Origin of the sequence: Nocardioides aquaticus, from assembly GCF_018459925.1 — a bacterium.
GTDB lineage: Bacteria > Actinomycetota > Actinomycetes > Propionibacteriales > Nocardioidaceae > Nocardioides > Nocardioides aquaticus.
In genome coordinates, this window is record NZ_CP075371.1 from 257,639 (window position 1) to 277,121 (window position 19,483).

17 protein-coding genes, 1 pseudogene and 1 riboswitch are annotated in these 19,483 nt (G+C 76.8%); of the genes and pseudogenes, 8 read left to right on the forward strand and 10 right to left on the reverse strand.

Annotation, left to right across the window (positions count from 1 at the left end; translation table 11 throughout):
- The first annotated feature begins 1 nt into the window (after position 1).
- From ENKNEFLB_RS01305 to ENKNEFLB_RS01330, 6 genes are all read left to right on the forward strand, one after another.
- The gene (locus ENKNEFLB_RS01305; protein WP_214057552.1) at positions 2-463 is read left to right on the forward strand and encodes a PTS sugar transporter subunit IIA; all 462 of its coding nucleotides are present in this window, start codon (positions 2-4) and stop codon (positions 461-463) included.
- Positions 464-664: 201 nt separating this feature from the next.
- On the forward strand, positions 665-4,309 hold the full coding sequence (gene cobN, locus ENKNEFLB_RS01310) for a cobaltochelatase subunit CobN (RefSeq protein ID WP_214057553.1): 3,645 nt from the start codon (positions 665-667) through the stop codon (positions 4,307-4,309).
- Positions 4,302-5,072: a precorrin-6A synthase (deacetylating) gene (gene cobF, locus ENKNEFLB_RS01315; RefSeq protein WP_214057554.1), complete on the forward strand. Its 771-nt coding sequence runs from the start codon at positions 4,302-4,304 to the stop codon at positions 5,070-5,072. The genes cobN and cobF overlap by 8 nt, the downstream gene beginning before the upstream one ends.
- Entirely contained in the window at positions 5,069-5,428 is a 360-nt protein-coding gene (locus ENKNEFLB_RS01320) for a hypothetical protein (protein ID WP_214057555.1), read from the forward strand. Before cobF ends, ENKNEFLB_RS01320 begins: the two co-directional genes overlap by 4 nt.
- On the forward strand, positions 5,428-6,876 hold the full coding sequence (locus ENKNEFLB_RS01325; protein WP_214057556.1) for a cobyric acid synthase: 1,449 nt from the start codon (positions 5,428-5,430) through the stop codon (positions 6,874-6,876). The genes ENKNEFLB_RS01320 and ENKNEFLB_RS01325 overlap by 1 nt, the downstream gene beginning before the upstream one ends.
- Before the next feature lie 18 nt (positions 6,877-6,894).
- A complete protein-coding gene (locus tag ENKNEFLB_RS01330; protein WP_214057557.1) occupies positions 6,895-7,638 on the forward strand; it encodes a cobalt-precorrin-6A reductase in 744 nt (247 codons plus the stop codon).
- Here ENKNEFLB_RS01330 and ENKNEFLB_RS01335 read toward each other — a convergent pair.
- A pseudogene (locus ENKNEFLB_RS01335) lies at positions 7,623-8,578 on the reverse strand (cobalamin biosynthesis protein). The gene ENKNEFLB_RS01330 and the pseudogene ENKNEFLB_RS01335 sit on opposite strands and share 16 nt — an antisense overlap.
- A gap of 14 nt (positions 8,579-8,592) precedes the next feature.
- Here ENKNEFLB_RS01335 and ENKNEFLB_RS01340 point away from each other — a divergent pair.
- Positions 8,593-9,123 carry a bifunctional adenosylcobinamide kinase/adenosylcobinamide-phosphate guanylyltransferase gene (locus ENKNEFLB_RS01340; RefSeq protein ID WP_214057558.1) on the forward strand — a complete coding sequence of 177 codons (531 nt, stop codon included), beginning with the start codon at positions 8,593-8,595 and terminating at the stop codon, positions 9,121-9,123.
- A gap of 18 nt (positions 9,124-9,141) precedes the next feature.
- On the opposite strand, the gene cobT is transcribed toward ENKNEFLB_RS01340, so the two are convergent.
- The 3 genes from cobT to ENKNEFLB_RS01355 are packed head-to-tail and all read right to left on the reverse strand — an operon-like array spanning position 9,142 to position 11,227.
- Positions 9,142-10,170, reverse strand: coding sequence for a nicotinate-nucleotide--dimethylbenzimidazole phosphoribosyltransferase (cobT, locus tag ENKNEFLB_RS01345; protein ID WP_246535776.1), 1,029 nt, complete (start codon positions 10,168-10,170; stop codon positions 9,142-9,144).
- The gene (locus tag ENKNEFLB_RS01350) at positions 10,167-10,982 is read right to left on the reverse strand and encodes a CbtA family protein (protein ID WP_246535777.1); all 816 of its coding nucleotides are present in this window, start codon (positions 10,980-10,982) and stop codon (positions 10,167-10,169) included. The genes cobT and ENKNEFLB_RS01350 overlap by 4 nt, the downstream gene beginning before the upstream one ends.
- A gap of 11 nt (positions 10,983-10,993) precedes the next feature.
- Positions 10,994-11,227 carry a CbtB domain-containing protein gene (locus ENKNEFLB_RS01355; protein WP_214057559.1) on the reverse strand — a complete coding sequence of 78 codons (234 nt, stop codon included), beginning with the start codon at positions 11,225-11,227 and terminating at the stop codon, positions 10,994-10,996.
- Positions 11,228-11,507: 280 nt separating this feature from the next.
- Between ENKNEFLB_RS01355 and ENKNEFLB_RS01360 the strand changes: the two genes are divergently transcribed.
- Positions 11,508-12,245 carry an SDR family oxidoreductase gene (locus ENKNEFLB_RS01360; protein ID WP_214057560.1) on the forward strand — a complete coding sequence of 246 codons (738 nt, stop codon included), beginning with the start codon at positions 11,508-11,510 and terminating at the stop codon, positions 12,243-12,245.
- Between the two features lie 36 nt (positions 12,246-12,281).
- On the opposite strand, the gene ENKNEFLB_RS01365 is transcribed toward ENKNEFLB_RS01360, so the two are convergent.
- The 6 genes from ENKNEFLB_RS01365 to ENKNEFLB_RS01390 form a co-directional block, all read right to left on the reverse strand.
- Positions 12,282-12,440, reverse strand: a complete 159-nt coding sequence (locus ENKNEFLB_RS01365) for a hypothetical protein (protein ID WP_214057561.1) — start codon at positions 12,438-12,440, stop codon at positions 12,282-12,284.
- Positions 12,441-12,507: 67 nt separating this feature from the next.
- Entirely contained in the window at positions 12,508-12,846 is a 339-nt protein-coding gene (locus tag ENKNEFLB_RS01370; RefSeq protein WP_214057562.1) for a hypothetical protein, read from the reverse strand.
- A 532-nt stretch (positions 12,847-13,378) separates the two neighbouring features.
- On the reverse strand, positions 13,379-15,838 hold the full coding sequence (locus ENKNEFLB_RS01375) for a bifunctional hydrogenobyrinic acid a,c-diamide synthase/histidinol phosphate aminotransferase CobBC (protein WP_214057563.1): 2,460 nt from the start codon (positions 15,836-15,838) through the stop codon (positions 13,379-13,381).
- Complete coding sequence (gene cobO, locus ENKNEFLB_RS01380; RefSeq protein WP_214057564.1) at positions 15,835-16,449, reverse strand: cob(I)yrinic acid a,c-diamide adenosyltransferase; 615 nt, start codon at positions 16,447-16,449, stop codon at positions 15,835-15,837. The genes ENKNEFLB_RS01375 and cobO overlap by 4 nt, the downstream gene beginning before the upstream one ends.
- Before the next feature lies 1 nt (position 16,450).
- A complete protein-coding gene (gene bluB / locus ENKNEFLB_RS01385; RefSeq protein WP_214057565.1) occupies positions 16,451-17,092 on the reverse strand; it encodes a 5,6-dimethylbenzimidazole synthase in 642 nt (213 codons plus the stop codon).
- Positions 17,092-19,137 carry a VWA domain-containing protein gene (locus ENKNEFLB_RS01390; RefSeq protein WP_214059262.1) on the reverse strand — a complete coding sequence of 682 codons (2,046 nt, stop codon included), beginning with the start codon at positions 19,135-19,137 and terminating at the stop codon, positions 17,092-17,094. The genes bluB and ENKNEFLB_RS01390 overlap by 1 nt, the downstream gene beginning before the upstream one ends.
- 146 nt (positions 19,138-19,283) lie before the next feature.
- Positions 19,284-19,450: riboswitch (cobalamin riboswitch) on the reverse strand.
- Between the last annotated feature and the right edge of the window lie 33 nt (positions 19,451-19,483).

The following is a 19,483-nucleotide window of genomic DNA, read 5'->3' on the forward strand; positions in this document are numbered from 1 at the left end:
CGTGACTGACGAGCAGCAGCCGGTGACCACGCCCGACCTGGTGGACCTCCACTCCGAGGCGACCGACCAGTCGACGGTGGTCGACGCCCTGCTGGGGCTGCTCGAGGACGCCGGGCGGCTGCGCGACGCGGACGCCTGCCGCGCCGACCTGATGGCCCGCGAGGCGATCGGCTCGACCGTGCTCCCCGGCGGCGTGGCCATCCCCCACGCCCGGACCGCCGGGGTCGACGTGCCGACGGTGGCCGTGCTCCGCCTCGTCGCGCCGGTGGCGTGGTCCGCGGGCGCCGGTCCGGTCGACGTCGTGCTCGGCCTGTTCACCCCGGCCGGTGACAGCGACGGCTACCTCAAGCTGCTCGCCGCGCTCACCCGCTCCGTGGTCGCCCGCCTGCCGCGCGACCTGCGCGAGGCCGGCTCGGCCAGGGAGGCCGCCGGGATGGTCCAGCGGGGCGTCGGCAAGCGCTGAGCCGGACGATCGCCCCGGCGGCGGCGCTCATCGCCTAGGGTGAGCCGCACACGTCTCGTGGGATCAGGAACCCGGTGCGACTCCGGGGCGGTTCCGCCACTGTGACGCCCGGCCCGGCCCTCTGACGAGGACGGGGCGGGCGCAGCCAGACACTGGCCACGGGACTCCGCCGACCAGGGGCGAGAACCCCGAGGAGCCACCGTGAGTCGACCCGTCGACCGTCCCGCGCGCATCGCGCTGCTCTCCACCTCCGACACCGACCTGCGCTCCGCGCGGGCCTCTGGCGCCGACTGGGTCTGGGCCAACCCGAGCCGCCCCGGGCACCAGTTGATGGCGGCCACCCTCGAGGGCTGCGACCTGGTCGTCGGGCGGATCCTCGGCTCGCCCGACGAGCTGTGCTCCGGCTTCGCCCGGATCCGGGCGACCGGGATGCCGATGGTGGTGCTCGGCGGGGAGCAGCAGCCGAGCGCCGAGCTGATGGAGCTGTCGTCGGTGCCGATGGGCGTCGCCGCGCAGGCCCACCGCTACCTGTCCGAGGGCGGCCCGGCCAACCTGGCGCAGCTGCACGCGTTCCTCTCCGACACGGTGCTGCTCACCGGCCACGGGTTCGAGCCGCCGGTGGAGGTGCCGGCGTGGGGCATGCCGGCGAGGCCTGGTGCTGCCGCCGACCTGCCGAGGGTCGGGATCCTCTACTACCGCGCCCACGAGGCCAGCGGCAACGCCGGCTTCGCGCACGCGCTGGCCGACGCCGTCGACGCGACCGGCGAGGCCGTGGGCGTCCCGGTCTTCGCCGGCTCCCTGCGCTCGGCGCCCGACGCGCTGTACGACGCCCTCGGCACGCTCGACGCCCTGGTCGTCACCGTCCTCGCGGCGGGCGGCAGCGCGCCGGCCGGCGCGAGCGCGGGCGGCGACGACGAGGCGTGGGACGTCGAGCGGATGCGGGCCCTGGACATCCCCGTCCTCCAGGGCCTGTGCCTGACCTCGAGCCGCGCCGAGTGGGCGGCCAGCGACGAGGGCGTGACCCCGCTCGACTCCGCCACCCAGATCGCGATCCCCGAGTTCGACGGGCGGATCATCACCGCCCCGTTCTCCTTCAAGGAGGTCGACGAGGACGGCCTGCCGCAGTACGTCGCCGACGCGGAGCGCTGCGGCCGGGTCGCGCGGATCGCGGTCAACCACGCGCGGCTGCGGCGTACGCCCCCGGCCGAGCGCAAGGTCGCCCTGATGCTGTCGGCCTACCCCACCAAGCACTCCCGCGTCGGCAACGCGGTCGGCCTGGACACCCCGGTCAGCACGGTCCGGCTGCTGCGCCGGATGCGCGACGCCGGGTACGACCTGGGCGCCCCCGGCGACGTCCCGGGGCTGGACCTGGCCGACGACACCGAGGCCGGGGACGCGCTGATCCACGCCCTGATCGACGCCGGCGGCCAGGACGAGGAGTGGCTGACCAGCGCGCAGCTCGGCGAGGCGCACGTCCGGATCCCGGCCGCGGCCTACCGCCGCTGGACCGCCGACGTCCCGGCCGACCTGATGGACGACGTCGTCGGGACCTGGGGCGAGGCGCCCGGGTCGCTCTTCGTCGCGCCGCCCGCCGACGGGCGCGGCGAGGGCGAGATCGTGCTGGCCACGATCGCCGCCGGCAACGTCGTGCTGCTCATCCAGCCGCCGCGCGGGTTCGGGGAGAACCCGGTCGCGATCTACCACGACCCCGCGATGGCGCCGTCGCACCACTACCTGGCGGCGTACCGCTGGCTGGCCGCGGCGCCCGACGACGGCGGCTTCGGCGCGCACGCGGTCGTGCACCTCGGCAAGCACGGGTCGATGGAGTGGCTGCCTGGCAAGAACGCGGCGCTGTCGGCGTCCTGCGCGACCGACGCCGCGATCGGCGACCTGCCGCTGGTCTACCCGTTCCTGGTCAACGACCCCGGCGAGGGCGCGCAGGCCAAGCGCCGGGCGCACGCGACGATCGTGGACCACCTGATCCCGCCGATGGCGCGGGCGGAGACCTACGGCGACATCGCCCGCCTCGAGCAGCTGCTCGACGAGCACGCCAACATCGCCGCGATGGACCCGGCCAAGCTGCCCGCGGTGCGCGGGGAGATCTGGCAGCTGATGAAGGCCGCCGAGATGCACCGCGACCTCGGTCTCGACGAGCGCCCGGACGACGAGGAGTTCGACGACTTCCTGCTCCACGTCGACGGCTGGCTCTGCGAGATCAAGGACGCCCAGATCCGCGACGGCCTGCACGTGCTCGGCCAGGCGCCGGCCGGCTCCGGACGGGTCGACCTGGTCCTGGCGATCCTGCGCGCCGCCCAGGTGTGGGGCGGACAGAGCGCCGCCGTGCCCGGGCTGCGCGCCGCGCTCGGGCTGAAGGAGGGCGCCGAGGCGACCACCTCGGTCGACGAGGTCGAGGCCCGCGCCCGGGCGCTGGTCGAGCACATGGAGGCCGCCGGCTGGGACCCCGCCGCCGCGGTGGGCGCGCACGACGACCCGGAGGTGCAGCGGGTGCTGGCCTTCGCCGCCGAGCAGGTCGTCCCGCGGCTGGGCCGCACCACCGACGAGCTCGACGCCGTGCTGCACGCCCTGGACGGCGGGTTCGTCCCGGCGGGCCCGTCCGGGTCGCCGCTGCGCGGGCTGGTCAACGTGCTGCCGACCGGACGCAACTTCTACACCGTGGACCCCCGCGCCGTCCCGTCCCGGTTGTCGTGGCAGACCGGCGCGGCGATGGCGGAGTCGCTGGTGGCGCGCTACCTCGAGGACCACGGGACGTACCCGGAGTCCGTCGGCCTCTCGGTCTGGGGCACCTCGGCCATGCGGACCTCCGGCGACGACGTGGCCGAAGTGCTCGCGCTGCTCGGCGTGCTGCCGACCTGGGACGAGGCCTCGCGCCGGGTCTCCGACCTGACCGTCGTGCCGCTGGAGGACCTCGGCCGCCCGCGCATCGACGTCACGGTCCGGATCTCCGGGTTCTTCCGCGACGCCTTCCCGCACGTCGTGGCGATGCTCGACGACGCCGTCCGGATGGTCGCCGACCTGGAGGAGCCGCTGGAGGCGAACTTCGTGCGCGCGCACGTGCTCGACGACCTCGCCGACCACGGGGACCACCGCCGGGCCACCACGAGGATCTTCGGCTCCAAGCCGGGGTCGTACGGCGCGGGGATCCTGCAGCTGCTCGAGTCCGGGTCCTGGCGCGACGACGCCGACCTCGCGGAGGTCTACACCGCGTGGGGCGGGTTCGCCTACGGCCGCGGCCTGGACGGGGCGCCGGCGGCCGACGACATGCGCACGAGCTACCGGCGGATGAAGGTGGCCGCGAAGAACATCGACACCCGCGAGCACGACATCGCCGACAGCGACGACTACTACCAGTACCACGGCGGGATGATCGCCACCGTGCGCGCGCTGACCGGCGCGGAGCCGGCCGGCTACGTCGGCGACTCGACCTCCCCGGACCAGGTCCGCACCCGCACCCTGCAGGAGGAGACCAACCGCGTCTTCCGGGCCCGCGTGGTCAACCCGAAGTGGATCGGGGCGATGCAGCGCCACGGCTACAAGGGCGCCTTCGAGCTCGCGGCCACCGTCGACTACCTGTTCGGCTTCGACGCCACCACCGGCGTCGTGCACGACTGGATGTACGCGACGCTCGCGCAGGAGTACGTCCTGGACGAGACCAACCAGGAGTTCATGCGGCGCTCCAACCCGTGGGCGCTGCGCGGGATCGTGGAGAAGCTCCACGAGGCCGTCGACCGCGGCCTCTGGGAGGAGCCCGACCCGGACCTGCTGGCCCGGATGCAGGCGGTGTACCTGGACCTCGAGGGCGACCTCGAGGACCGTCACGATGGCTGAGCCGCGGCACCGCGCCCCCCGCCGGGTCGTCGTGGTCGGGATCGGGATGGGCCCGCAGCACGTGACGCCCGAGGCGGTCGCCGCGCTGGCCCGCGTCGACGTCGTGCTCGCCTTCGCCAAGGAGGCCGACGACGGGTCGGAGGACCCGCTGCTGGCGGTGCGGCGCGAGGTGTGCGCCCAGCAGGGCCTCGACCTGGTCGTGGTGGCCGACCCGCCGCGCGAGCGGCACGACGGCGTCGACTACGCCGCGGCCGTCGAGGCCTGGCACCACGCCCGGGTGGAGGCGTACGAGCGGGTGCTGACCGAGCACGACGGCGTGCTCGGCCTCCTGGTCTGGGGCGACCCGGGGCTCTACGACTCGACGCTGCGGCTGCTCGACGCGCTCGGCGAGCGGGTGCCGCTGGAGGTCGAGGTCGTGCCGGGGATCGGCAGCCTCCCGCTGCTCGCCGCACGGCACCGCCTGGTGCTGCACGACGTCGGCCACCCGCTGCACGTGACGACCGCACGCCGGCTGCCCGAGGCGCTGGCCCAGGGCCAGCGGAACCTGGTGGTCATGCTGAACCGACGCCTCGAGCTCGACGGTCTCGAGGACTGGTCGATCTGGTGGGGGGCCAACCTCGGCGGTGTCGGCGAGGCCCTGGTGGCCGGACGGGTCGGCGACGTCCTGCCGGCGATCGCGGCGGCCCGGGCGCGGGCGAAGCAGCAGGCCGGCTGGGTGCTGGACCTGTTCCTGCTCCGGGCGCCGGAGCAGGTGGCGGGGTGACCCGCCCGGACCGCGACGTCATGCTCTGCCGCGACTGCTGCTGCGGCGACCCCGGCAAGCACCCCACGACCGACCACCGCGCCCAGCAGGACGCGCTGCTCGCCTGCGCCGGGACGACCCGCGCCGGCGAGCGGGTGCGCGTACGCGTGGTCGACTGCCTCGGGCAGTGCGACCGCAGCAACGTGGTCCTGGTGCGCGACTTCACCCGCGGCCGTCGACCGGTCGACACCTGGCTCGGCGACGTGCACGACGAGGACCTGACGTGGCGGGTGGCAGGCTGGGCCGAGCGCGGCGGCGAGCTACCGGAGGACCTGGCCGCGCACCGGTTCGCCCCGTTCGTGCCGGGGCGCGGCTGATGGCCGGGATCCTGGTCGCCGGCACCACCTCCGACGCGGGGAAGTCGGTCGTCACCACGGGGCTGTGCCGCGCGCTGGCCCGGCGCGGCGTGCGCGTCGCGCCGTACAAGGCGCAGAACATGTCGAACAACTCGATGGTCTGCACCGCCGGCGACGGCACCGCCGCCGAGATCGGGCGCGCGCAGTGGGTGCAGGCCCTGGCCGCGCGGGTGGAGCCTGAGCCCGCGCACAACCCGGTCCTGCTCAAGCCGGGCTCCGAGCGGCGCAGCCACGTCGTGGTGATGGGGCGCCCGGCCGGGTCGCTCTCCTCGGCCGACTGGGAGCACGGTCGCGCGCACCTGGCGCGGGCGGCGCACGCGGCGTACGACGACCTCGCCTCGCGGCACGAGGTCGTCGTGGCGGAGGGCGCGGGGAGCCCGGCGGAGATCAACCTGCGTGCCGGCGACTACGTCAACCTCGGCCTGGCCCGGCACGCGGGGATGGCCACCGTCGTGGTCGGCGACATCGACCGCGGCGGGGTGTTCGCGGCGATGCTCGGGACGCTGGCGCTGCTGGAGCCGGCCGACCAGGCGCTGGTCGCGGGCTGGGTGGTCAACAAGTTCCGCGGGGACCGGGCGCTGCTGGCCCCGGGTCTCGACCAGCTGCACGCGCTGACCGGCAGGCCCGTGCTCGGGGTGCTGCCCTGGCGGCCCGACGTCTGGCTGGACAGCGAGGACGCGCTGGACCTGGAGGGCCGGCGGGCCGGTGCGGAGGTCACCGGGTCGGGCGGGAGCGACGTCCGGCGGGTGGCCGTGGTGCGGCTGCCCCGGATCAGCAACCTCACCGACGTGGACGCCCTGGGCCTGGAGCCCGGTCTGGACGTCCGGTTCGTCTCCGACCCGCGCGACCTGGACGCCGACCTCGTCGTCCTGCCCGGCACCCGCGCCACCCTGGCCGACCTGGCCTGGTTGCGGGCGCGGGGGCTGGACGAGGCGGTGCGTGCGCACGCGGCGGCCGGCCGGCCCGTGCTCGGGATCTGCGGCGGCGCGCAGATGCTCGGGCGCTCGATCAGCGACCCGGACGGGGTGGAGGGCCCGGCCGGGGCGGTGGTCGACGGCCTCGGCCTGCTCGGGCTGACGACCGTCTTCGGCGCCGAGAAGGTGCTGCGCCGCCACGACCCCGCGGGCTACGAGATCCACCACGGCCGGGTCGCCGGCGAGACCGAGGCCGGCGCGGTGACCGCGACGATGGTGCACGGCCGGCTGGAGGACGACACGTACCGCGCGACGTACCTGCGCCAGGCGCTCGGCGTGGCCTCCGCCGCGTCCTTCCCGGCCGCCCGGGAGCGGCGTCTCGAGCTGCTGGGCGACCTGGTGGAGGAGCACTGCGACGTCGACGCGCTGCTCGCCCTGGCGCGGGACGGGGCGCCGGCCGGCCTGCGGCTGCTGGAACCGGGAGCGTCCCGGTGAGCGCGCGGTGAGGGTGCTGTGAGGGTGCTGGTGCTCGGCGGCACCGGCGAGGCGCGCGAGCTCGCCGCCCTCCTGGTGGCCGACGGCGTCGAGGTCGTGTCGTCCCTGGCCGGACGGGTGGCCGAGCCGAGGCTGCCGGTCGGCGGGGTGCGGGTCGGGGGGTTCGGCGGGGTCGCGGGGCTGCGCGCGGAGGCTCGGTCCTACGACGCGGTGGTCGACGCCACCCACCCGTTCGCCGCGACGATCTCGGCGCACGCGGCTGCGGCGCTGGGCGGTGCGCCGGACGAGGGTGGGGACGTCCCGCTGCTGCGGCTGGCCCGGCCGGGGTGGCAGGACCCGACCGGGTCGTGGCGCTGGGTGGCCGACCACGACGAGGCGGCGGCCGTGACCGCGGCGCTGGGGGAGCGCCCGTTCCTGACCGTCGGCCGCCAGCAGCTGGCGCGGTTCACCGGCCCGCTGGCCGGGCACCGGGTGCTGGCGCGGGTCGTCGACGAGCCCGAGGTGCCGCTGCCCGGGGGTTGGACGGTGCTGCGCAGCCGCGGGCCGTACGAGGTCCCCGCCGAGCGGGCCCTGCTGCGCCGGCACGGGGCCGACGTGCTGGTCACGAAGGACTCCGGCGGGGCGCTGACCCGGGCCAAGGTGGAGGCGGCCGCCGAGCTCGGGGTGCCGGTCGTGGTCGTCCGCCGCCCCCCGCCGCCGCCGGGCGTGCAGACGGTGACCGACGCCGTCGGGGCGGCGGCGTGGGTTCAGGGGCTGCGGTGAGACCCGCCGGCCGCAACCGCGGCCGCCACCAGCACCGCCGCCAGGTCCACCCGCAGGACCAGCCGCCGCGCCCGGGCCAGGTCGACGTGGTCGGGCTCGCGGCCGTCGCCGAGCGCCGGCCGTTCCTCGACCCGGCGGTCCGCGCCGGTGCCGTAGGCCGTCGTCCCGCCGAGCCGTACCCCGAGCGCCCCGGCGACCGAGGACTCGACCGGGCCGGCGTTCGGGCTGGGGTGGGCGGCGGCGTCGCGCCGCCACGCGCGGACCGCGCCGCGGCGGTCCTCGCCGAGGACCACGACCAGGGCGGCGGTCAGCCGCGAGCCCGGCAGGTTGAGGACGTCGTCGAGGCGGGCGGCCGCCCAGCCGAAGCGGGCGTACCTCGTCGAGCGGTGCCCGACCATCGCGTCCAGGGTGTTGGCCGCGCGGTGGCCCAGCAGCCCCGGCACGCCAGCCACCGCGCCCCAGACCAGCGGCGCGACCACGGCGTCGGAGGTGTTCTCGGCGACCGACTCGACGGCCGCGCGGGCCACCCCGCCCGCGTCCAGCGAGGTCGTGTCGCGCCCGACGAGCCGGGCCACCTGCCGACGAGCCGCCTCCAGCGAGCCGGCCGCGAGCAGCCGCTCCACCGCGGCGGTCTCCCGGTCCAGCGACGTCCCCCGAGCACGGTCCAGGTCGCCGCCGCGGTCAGCAGCACGTGCCCGGCCGGCCGGCCGTGCACCGCCCGCTCGGCCACGGCACCCAGGCCCACCGCCCCACCGACCAGCAGCGCGACGTGGACGGCCCCGGCGGCACGGCGGTCGGCGTACGCCACCTGCTCGACCCGCCCGGCCAGCCGGCCGAACCCCGCCACCGGGTGCCACCGGGCGGGGTCCCCGAGGACGCGGTCGGCCGCGTACCCGAGTCCCAGACCGAGCGCCCGGCTCAGCACCGGCCCGCCCGACACCCGAGGAGCCCCCGATGAAGGTCCTGGTCACCGGTGGCGTGCGCTCCGGCAAGTCCGCGCACGCCGAGAGCCTGTACGCCGGGCGCGCCGACGTCGCCTACGTCGCCCCCGGGCCCACCGCCGCGGAGGACCCCGACCCCGACTGGGCGGCGCGCCTGGCCGCCCACCGGCTCCGCCGACCCCCGACCTGGAGCACGCTGGAGACCCGGGACCTGACCGGAGCGGTGACGGCGGCGGGCGGTGCGGTGCTGGTGGACTGCCTGGGCACCTGGCTCACGGCGGTGCTCGACGGGGACCGGGCGTGGGACCGTCCCGCGGCCGCCCAGCACGCCTCGCTTGCCGCGCACCTCGACCCGCTGGTCGCGGCCCTGGGCGCCACCACCCGCGACGCGGTGCTGGTCACCAACGAGGTCGGCCTCGGCGTGGTGCCCTCCCACCGCTCGGGCCGGGTCTTCCGTGACCTGCTCGGCACGGTCAACCAGCGCGTCGCGGCGGCGTGCGACGAGGTGCACCTCGTGGTCGCGGGACGCGTGCTGCGCCTCTGATCCCGGCGACCGCACGCCTCAGCCCAGCTCGGACAGCAGGGCGGTGTCGCGCAGGAGGGCGACGGCGCCGCGCAGCAGCGGGACGGCGGCCACCGCCCCGCTGCCCTCGCCCAGCCGCAGCCCGAGGTCGAGCAGGGGCTCCAGCCCGAGGGCGGCGAGCGCGAGGCCCTGGGCCGGCTCGGTCGAGCGGTGCCCGGCGGCCCACCAGTGGCGCGCGCCCGGCGCGAGCCGCTCCGCGGTCAGGGCGCAGGCGACCGAGACCAGGCCGTCGAGGAGCACGGGCACCCCGGACTCCGCCGCCTCGAGCAGGAAGCCGACCGTGGCCGCGAGGTCGGCCGACCCGAGCGCGGTGAGCGTGTCGAGGGGGTCCGCTGTGCGGTCGCCGACGCGGGCCAGCGCGAGCGCGACGACCTCGGTCTTGCGGGCCAGGCCGGCGTCGTCCACCCCGGTGCCGCGCCCGACCACGTCCCCGGCCGGCAGGCCGAGCGCGGCGGCGACCAGGGCGGCGGCGGGCGTGGTGTTGCCGATGCCGAGGTCGCCGGTGAGCAGCAGCTGCGCGCCGCCGTCGATCTCGCAGAGCGCCGCCTCCCGCCCGACGTCGACCGCGCGCCTGGTCTCGTCGGCGGTGAGGGCGTCCTCGAGGTGGATCGCCCCGCTGCCGCGCCGGACCGACCGGGCCGTGACCGGGGGCGGGACGCCGTCGAGGTCGTCGTCGACGCCGAGGGCGAGCACGCGTACCGACACGTCGTGCGCGGCCCCGAGCGCGCTGACACCGGCCCTCCCGGCCACGATGGTGCGGACCATCGCCGGGGTGATCGCGGCCGGGTAGGCCGAGACGCCGTGCGCCGCGACACCGTGGTCACCGGCGAGCACGGTGAGCCGGACGTCGGTCAACGGCGGCGGAGGCACCGCTCCGAGGGTCGAGGCGAGCCACACGGCCAGGTCGCCCAGCCGCCCGAGCGCCCCGGCCGGGGTGGCCAGGGCCTCCAGGCGCTGCTGCGCCTCGGCGCGGAGCGCTGCCGGGGGCGGGGTGATCGGGCCCGTCACAGGCTGGCGGCCAGGGCACGCCGGTCGGCGCGGGCGACCACGTCGCGCTGCAGCCGGCGGACCGTGCCGACCAGCCCGACGCCGAGCACGCCCCACAGGGTCGTCAAGGTCAGCAGGGAGGCCAGCCGGAAGTCCCAGAGCACCTGCGCCGGGACGTCGCCGAGCGGGGCCGGGTCGGGCAGCAGCGCGACCGTGACGAGCACGACGACGAGGTAGCCGGCGGCGGCGAGCACGCCGGCGGCGTACGCGTCGAGCCTCGTGGCCAGCCGGACGGCGACCACGACCGCGGCCAGCGCGGTCAGCACCGAGACGTCGAGCAGGCCGAACCACGCCAGCGTGCGGGAGCCGATGGTGCCGGGGTCGCCGACACCGGGCGGGTTGGCCGGGAAGGCCAGCCACGGGACCAGGGCGACGGCCACGAACCCGACCGCCGCCACGACCGCCGTGGCCCGGGTCGGGTCGAGCCGGCCGAGACGCCCGATCGCGAGCGCCGCGCCGAGGGCGACCAGGCCGCCCAGGGCGCCGCCGACCGCGACGCTGGCCGCGCCGAGGCCCCACGTGGCCTGGGTGCCGCGCGAGACCAGCTCGTCCTCCGCGGGGGCGCCGGGCTCCGGCGCCGGGGCGACCGACTCCTCGTAGGCGATCGCCGCGTCGATCGTGGGCTCACCCACGACGGCGGAGACGCCGAACGACACCAGGCCGGCCAGCAGCCCGACGAGCAGCCCGCGCACCAGCAGGGCGCGGGGAGCGATCGGGGGCGTGCTGGCCGGAGCGGCGGGGTGCGGGGCAGGGGTGTGCGCCGAGGCGCTCATCGGCCCGCGCCTCAGTGGCAGGGGTAGCCGAGCAGGTGGCGCCCGTCGTGGACGACCTCGTGCAGCATCATCCCGCCCGGCACGCCGAACATCGTCAGGTCGACGCCGGCGAGCACGATCACCACGGTGCCCAGCAGGACGAGGAACAGCGCCCAGGGGGCCAGGCTGCGGAGCGGGATGGCCGGGACCTGGACGGACGACGGGGCCAGCGGCGTGGAGCCGAGGGCAGGGTACGACTGCGACATGGTGCCTCCTCAGGGATGACTGCGTCCCTGTTCGATGGGGTGGAAGCGGACCTTCGGGTCTGGCTCCCGCCCCCTCCGACTCTCGTCGGGAGGGCGGTCACAGTAGCGCGACTGCTCCGGGTTCCCACCGGATTCCTCGTGCCCGCGAGCGCAGCCTAGGCCATCGCGCCGGACTTGGGTACGGGGTCCGCCACGGGTCCGCGACGGGTCCGTCCACGGGCCCGTCCACGGGTCCGCCGGGGTGGGAGGGTCGGGTGGTCGTGGGGCCGAGGATGGGGTCATGACGGAGCAGACGCTGACCGGACGGACGGCCGTGGTGACCGGGGCCTCGAGCGGGATCGGGGAGGCCACCGCGCGTGCCCTGTCCGCGCAGGGCGCGGCGGTGGCGGTCCTGGCGCGGCGCACCGACCGCCTCGACGCGCTGGTCGCCGACCTCGAGGCCGACGGCGGCACGGCCCGGGCCTACGCGTGCGACGTGACGGACGCGGACGCCGTACGGACGGTGCTCGCGCGTGTCGTGGCCGATCTCGGCGGGATCGACGTGCTGGTCAACAACGCCGGCGTCGCCCACCAGCACCTCGCCCGCGACGCCGACCTCGCCGACTGGCAGCAGATGGTCGACGTCAACCTCACCGGCGTGCTCGCCACCACGCACTCCGCCCTGGAGCACCTGGTCGCCGCGGCGGCCGGCGAGCGCGGCGTCGCCGACGTGGTCACCATCAGCTCGGCGAGCGGCAGGCGGGTGCCGCAGGCGACGAGCAACGTCTACGCCGCCACCAAGCACGCGGTCGGGGCGTTCTCCGAGGCGCTGCGCCGCGAGCTCGGCCCCCAGCACGTGCGGGTCGGCCTGGTCGAGCCGGGCTTCGTGCGCACCGAGCTCACCGCCGGCCACGACTTCGAGCCGCTCGGCGCGCTCGAGGCCGCCGACGTCGCGGACGCGGTCGTGTGGATGGTGACCCGGCCGCGGCGGACCGCGGTCAACGAGGTGCTGATGCGTCCCATCGAGCAGGACAGCTGAACGCCCGGCCCGACCGGGGTCGCGCGACCGGCGCCCTCAGGCGGTCCTGCCGTGCCCGTTCCCGCGCTCGCGGGCGACCTCGGCCTCGACCGCGGCCCGGGTCCGTGCCCGCGCCTCGGCGAAGTAGCGCTTCGGGTCGCGCAGGATCTGCTCGATGCGGGCGTCCTCGCCACGTCGCTCGATCTTCACTGCCATCGCGTTCCCCGTCCCTCGGACTCCCAGTGTGCCGCACGTCGGTCCACCGGACCAGCGCCCGGCCGGATCACGGCGGGACCCCGGGCCGGTGGGCCAGGCCCATCGCCAGGGCGAGCACCCCGGAGACCAGCCGGAGCAGGCCCTCGTCGTCGGCGCTGAGGGAGCCGGGCTCCAGCGCGTCGAGGGTGAGCATGCCGTAGGCGGCGTCGTCCCCGACGGTGGCGACCGCCACGAAGGTGCGGTAGGCGGGGGCGCGGTCGAGCGACCACCCGGGCGGCGGTGCGGACAGCACGTCCTCGCACCGCAGCGCCCCGTCGGTGAGCACCAGGTCGATGGCCGCGTCGCCCGCGGTGCTGCCCTCGACGAAGTGCGTGGTGGGTGGCCCGGCGCGACCGGCGTGCTCCACCGGCACGAGCCGGCCCGGGGGCCGGCGTCCAGGCGGTACCAGCAGGCGCGGGAGCGGTCGTGCCCGATGAACTCCGAGGCGGTCATCAGCACCAGGGACACCGTCTGCGCCGCGAGCCTCTCGCGGACCTCGGGGTCGGGCTCGGCGACGGAGCGGGCGACCATGCGCAGGACGGGGTCGAGGGCGTCGTTGATCGCCATCCGGGTCTCCACCCGGGCCTCGATCTCGCGCTCCTCGGCCGACGCCTCGGCCCGGCTGGCCCGCCACTGCCGGAGCTGGGGGACCGCGAAGGCCAGGGCGGTGCAGGTGGCCTGCGCCGCCACGAGCCAGGCGCGGGTGGCGCCGTCGGCGGTGCGGGCGGCCTCCCCGAGGACCAGGGCCGCGACGACGACGGTCACGCCGAGGGCGAGCCACAGCGCCTCGGCGCGCGTGGCGTGGTGCGTGTCCCCGGTCATCGGTCCCTCCTTCGCGGACATCGTCGCGGGCGGCACCGACACCGGTCCGACGACGCGCTGGGCGGCCGGGTCGTGGGTCAGCGGACGCGCTGGAGCGCGTCGGACGACCCACGACCCCGTACACCGGCGAGCGCGGCCAGGAGCACCTCGGTCGTCGCCGGCTCCCGGGCCGCGATGCGGCACCAGGACGCGTCGAGGCCGGGGAAGGTGTCGCCCCGGCGTACGGCCACCCCCGCCTCCCGCAGCGCCTCGCGCACGCCGGCGCCGAGGCGGGCCAGGACGAACGAGGTCGACGAGGCGAGGACCTCGACGCCGAGCCCGGCGAGGCCGGTGGCGAGGTGGTCGCGCCAGGCGGCGAGCTCGTCCGCCCGGCGCCCCGCCTCGACCCGGGCCGCCGGGGTGGAGCAGGCGACGAGGGCGGCCCCGGCCGTGGTCGAGACCGACCACGGGGTCTGCCCGCGCCGCAGGTCGGCGACCACGTCGGGCGCGCCGAGCAGGTAGCCGGCCCGGACGCCGGGGACCGACCAGTGCTTGGTCAGGCTGCGCAGCACCACGAGCCCGTCGAGCGGTCCCCCCGCGAGCGACTCCGGCTCGCCCGGGACGGCGTCCATGAACGCCTCGTCGACGACGACCAGCCGGCCGGGACGCACGAGGGCGCGCAGGACGTCGGCCGGGTGGAGCACCCCGGTGGGGTTCGTGGGGTTGCCGACGACCACGAGGTCGGCGTCCTCCGGCACCGCCGTCGGGTCCAGCGCGAACCCGTCCTCGGCCCGGCAGGCCACGACGGAGACCTCGTGGCCGGCCTGCTCCAGCGCGGCGTGCGGCTCGGTGAACTGGGGGTGCACCACGACCGGTCGCCGCCAGGGGCGCAACCGGGCGACGAGCCCGAACGCCTCGGCGGCCCCCGCCGTCGCCAGCACCTCGTCCGGGTTGCGGCCGTGGTGCGCGGCGACGGCCCGCTCCGCGGCCGTGGGGTCGGGGTAGGAGCCCACGTCCTCCAGGCTCGCCACCAGTGCCTCGGTCAGCCAGGCGGGTGGGGGACCGGGGTGGACGTTGACCGCGAGGTCGACCAGGCCGTCCCCGGTCTCGGCGTCGCCGTGGTGACGCAGGGGGTCGGGGTGGGGGGCGCTGAGCGGGGGTCTCGAGACGCTCGCTGGCGCTCGCTCCTCGACCGCCGGGGCGTACGCGTGGGCGGCGTCGGCGAAGCGCTGCGCCAGCTGAGGGTGCCCGGCCCAGTGGGTGTGCAGGTAGCTCGCGTGCAGGGTCGGGGTGGCCACCCCGACGTCGGTGCCGTCGACGGTCCAGGCCGCGACGTCGCCGGCCACCGGGTCGACGTGGGTGCGGTGGAACTCGTGCCCGGTGACCTCCTCCCCGGCCCGTCCGAGCAGGGAGTCGGCGGGGGCGGTGGCGGCGGGGTAGCGCAGGGTCAGCCGCTCGGTCATCGCCGCGCTCGCGGCGACCGCGCCGACCATCGGCTCGCCGCCGAGGGCGTCGCAGAGGTACAGCAGCCCGGCGCACTCCGCGACCGTCGGTACGCCCGCCGCCACCGCGGCCCGCAGCGACGCCCGCATCGCGGCGTTGCCGGTCAGGTCGGCCGCGTGCACCTCGGGGAAGCCGCCGCCGAGGTAGACCGCCGCCGTGCCGCGCGGCAGCGCCGCGTCCGCGAGCGGGTCGAAGGCGACGACGTCGCAGCCGGCCGCACGCAGCAGCTCCTCGGTCTCGGCGTAGCGGAAGGTGAAGGCCCGGCCGCCCGCCACGGCCACCAGCGGACGGTGCCCGGGCCGGGCACCCTGCGGTGGTGAGACGTGGTCGTGCGGGGACCACGGGGCCACGTCGAGGTCGGGCGCCGACCGCGCGACCGCCAGCACGGCCTCCAGGTCGACGGAGGCCGCCACGTGGTCGGCCAGCGCGTCCAGGGCCGCCGCCGAGAGCTCACGCTCCTCGGCCGGCACCAGCCCGAGGTGGCGCGACGGCGCGGCCACGGCCGGGTCCCGCGGGATCGTGCCCAGTACCGGCAGGGAGATCGAGGAGGTCACCTCGGCGGCGTGCCGCGGCGACCCGGCCTTGTTGAGCAGGACCCCGGCCACCTCGACCGAGCTGTCGTAGGTGGCCATCCCGTGCACCACCGCGCCGATCGAGCGCGAGGAGCGGGAGATGTCGACGACCAGCACCACCGGCGTGCGCGTGAGCGCGGCGACGTGGGCGGTCGAGGAGAACCCCTCCCCTCCGACCCGCCCGTCGAAGAGGCCCATCACGCCCTCGACGACCGCCACGTCGGCCGGGACGGGCGTCCGTGCGCCGTGCAGCAGCAGCGGGGCGACCCGGTCCTCGCCGACCAGGTGCGGGTCGAGGTTGCGCCCGGCCCGCCCGCACGCGAGGGCGTGGTAGCCCGGGTCGATGTAGTCCGGCCCCACCTTGTGGCCCGACACGACGTGCCCGGCGCGGGTGAGCGCGGCCATCAGCCCGGTCGAGACCGTGGTCTTGCCCTGCCCGGTGGCCGGGGCCGCGACGACGATCCGCGGGAGGCGGGTGGTCACCACTCGATCCCCCGCTGGCCCTTCTGCCCGCGGTCCATCTGGTGCTTGACCTTGCCCATCTCGGTGACCAGGTCGGCCGCCTCGACCAGGGCCGGGTGGGCGCGGCGGCCGGTGACCACGACGTACTGGCGCCCGGGCCGGTCCCGCAGTGTGGTGACCACGTCGTCGACGTCGACCCAGCCCCACTCCATCGGGTAGGTGAACTCGTCGAGCACGTAGAGGTCGTGGCGCTCCTCGGCGATCCGCCGCTTCACCTCGGCCCAGCCCTCGGCGGCGTCGCGGGCGTGGTCCTCGTCGTCACCGGCCTTGCGCGACCAGGACCAGCCGGACCCCATCTTGTGCCACTCGACCGGTCCTCCCTCGCCGGTCTGCGCGTGCAGCTCGCCGAGCCGCTCCAGCACGGTCTGCTCGCCGATGCGCCACTTGGCCGACTTCACGAACTGGAAGACGCCGACGTCCCAGCCCTGGTTCCAGGCCCGCATGGCCAGGCCGAAGGCGGCGGTCGACTTCCCCTTGCCGTCACCGGTGTGGACCATCAGCAGCGGCAGGTGCCGGCGCTGGGCGGTGGTCAGGCCGTCGTCGGGGACGGTGCTCGGGGTGCCCTGCGGCATGTCAGCTCCTGCTCTCGGCCGGGGTGCGGCGGTAGGTCTCGTGGTGCACGGCGTCGGCCAGCGGGCGCCGGGAGCGCCAGCGGTGCCGCTCGAGGTCGGGGACCTCCTGCAGCCCGGTGACCGGGCCGACGCAGAGCCAGGCGACCGGCCGTACGCCCGGGGGCAGCGCGAGCCGTTCGGCCAGCCACTCCTCCCGGAAGAACGACACCCAGCCCACCCCGACGCCCTCGGCGGTCGCGGCCAGCCAGAGGTTCTGGATGGCCAGGCAGGTGGAGTAGAGCCCGGTGTCGGCGATGGTGCGCCGGCCGAGCACCTGCGGCCCGCCGCGGGACTGGTCGTGCGTGACGACGACGCCGAGGCCGGCCTCGCGGACGCCCTCGACCTTGATGGCCGCGAAGGTGGCGGCGCGGTCGGGCGGCAGGTCGGCGGCGTACGCCTCCCGCTCGCCCGCCACGTGCTGGGCGAACGCCCCGAGCGTGCCGGGGTCGCGGACGAGCACGAAGTCCCACGGCTGGCTCATCCCGACGCTCGGGGCCCGGTGCGCCGCGCCGAGCACCCGCTCGAGCACGGCGTCGTCCAGCGGCTCCCCGCTGAACTCGGCCCGGACGTCCCGCCGACGCGCGACAGCCTCGTAGAGGTCCATCAGGCGGCACCGGCCGGACGGGCTACGGCGGCCAGCGCGTCCGCGCTCACCTCGCCGACCGGCACGTGCTCGGCGCCGAGGTGCTCGGCCAGCCGGCGCGCCAGGCCCATCCGCATCGGCCCGGACTCGCAGTCCACCACCACGCTCCCGACGCCGGCGGCGGCGAGCAGGTCGGCGGCGCTCCGCGACCGGTCGACGGCGTCGGCCCCGGAGGTGGCGCGGCCGTCGGTCACCACAACCAGCAGCGGGCGCCGGCGCGGGTCGCGGACCCGCTCCACCTCCAGGCAGCGGGCGGCCTCGAGCAGGCCCTCGGCCAGGGGCGTACGCCCGCCGGCGGGCAGCACCTCGAGGCGCGCCGCGGCGACGTCGACCGAGCGGGTCGGTGGCAGCGTCAGCTCGGCGCCCGTGCCGCGGAAGGTGACCAGCCCGACCTTGTCGCGGCGGCGGTAGGCGTCGAGCAGCAGCGACAGGATCGCCGCCTTGACCTCCTCCATCCGCCGCCGGGCCGCCATCGAGCCGGACGCGTCGACGCAGAACAGGACGAGGTTCGACTCCCGGCCCTCGCGCACCGCCACCCGCAGGTCGTCCGGGCGCAGCAGCACCCGCCCGCCCGTCCCGGGCACCCGGCCGCGGGCGACCTGGTGCGGCGCGGCGGCCCGTACGGTCTCGCCGAGGTGCACCGCGCCCTGGCGGCCGGGTCGGGAGCCCGTACGGCGTCCGGTCGACGTCACCGCCCGGCTGCGCCGCCCGGCCTCGCCCTCGCCGGTGCCGCGGACGGCCAGCAGTCGGGCGCGGTACGCCTGTCCCGCACCGACGGTGGAGGTCCCGCCGGGCGGGGGAGCGGGAGCGGGGTCCGGTGCGGGGTCCGGTCCTGCGTCATGCGTTCCGTCCAGGTGGTTGTCCGGAGCGTCTGACGTCCCGCCGTCCGCCGGTCCCGGGTCCGGTCCTGGGTCCGGCGCAGCGTCATGCGCTCCGTCCGGGGAGGTGTCCGGAGCGTCTGACGTCCCGCCGTCGTCCCCGCCACCGTCCCCGCCACCGTCCCCGCCACCGGGCGGCTCGGGGTCGGGCTCGTCGGGGTCGTCGGGCAGCAGGTCGTCCAGCAGGTCCTCCTCGAGGCCGGGGGCGTCGAAGGGGTTGCGCCGGCGGCGGTGCGGCAGGGAGAGGCGGGCCGCGGCGCGGATGTCCTCGGTCGTCACGAAGCGCCGGCCGTGCCAGGCGGCGTGCGCGGCGGCGGTGCGCGCGGTGACGATGTCGGCGCGCATCCCGTCGACGTCGAGCGCCGCGCAGAGCTCGGCGATCCGCAGCAGGGCCCCGTCGCCGACGACGACGTCGCCGACCAGGGCCTGCGCGGCCGCGACGCGCGCCCGCAGCGCCTCCTCGTCCGGCGCCCAGGCCGCTGCGAAGGCGTCCGGGTCGGCGTCGTAGGCCATCCGCCGACGGACCACCTCGACCCGTCGGGCCGGGTCGCGGGGGGCGGCGACCTCGGCGGTCAGGCCGAACCGGTCGAGCAGCTGCGGGCGCAGCTCGCCCTCCTCGGGGTTCATCGTCCCGACCAGCACGAAGCGGGCCGCGTGCGAGACCGACACCCCGTCCCGCTCGACGGTCGCGCGGCCCATCGCCGCCGCGTCGAGGAGCAGGTCGACGAGGTGGTCGTGCAGCAGGTTGACCTCGTCGACGTAGAGGATGCCGCGGTGCGCACGGGCCAGCAGGCCGGGCTCGTACTCCGCCGTGCCCTGGCTCAGCGCCCGCTCCAGGTGCAGCGAGCCGAGCACCCGGTCCTCGGTCGCACCGACGGGCAGCTCGACGAGGCGTACGGGCCGGCTCTCCACCGCCGCGTCGGAGGCGAACGGGCCGTCCGGCGACGCGGTCTCCCGGCCGCGGTCGGCGGGGTCGGAGGAGAACCGGTCCCCGGCCACGACCTCGACCGGCGGCAGCACCGCGGCGAGGGCGCGCACGATCGTCGACTTCGCGGTGCCCTTCTCGCCGCGGACCAGCACGCCGCCGATGGCGGGGCTGATCGTGGTCAGCACCAGGGCGAGCGCCATCGGGTCCAGGTCGCCCGGCCGGGCGCCGGTCTCGCCGGTGCCGCTGTCGCCGCTGGTGTCGCCGCTGATGTCGCCGAGGTCGCCCGCGGGCACGACGGCAGAGAAGGGGTAGTGCGCTGGCATGGGAGGCTCCCGCTCGTCCGCCATCGGATGGGCGCCTCGAGGCCGGTCTTCGGACTTCCTCGAGCACGCCGGATCGCGCGTCCAGGTCACCGCAGCGGGCCTGTGCCGGACTCTCACCGGCTTCCCAGATTCTCCCCTCGGCGTCCGGTCGTGACCGGGGCGTCGGGGCACCTCGTGGCTGAGCCGCCACGCTAGCGCAGTCCGGCCCTCCGGAGGCACGCCC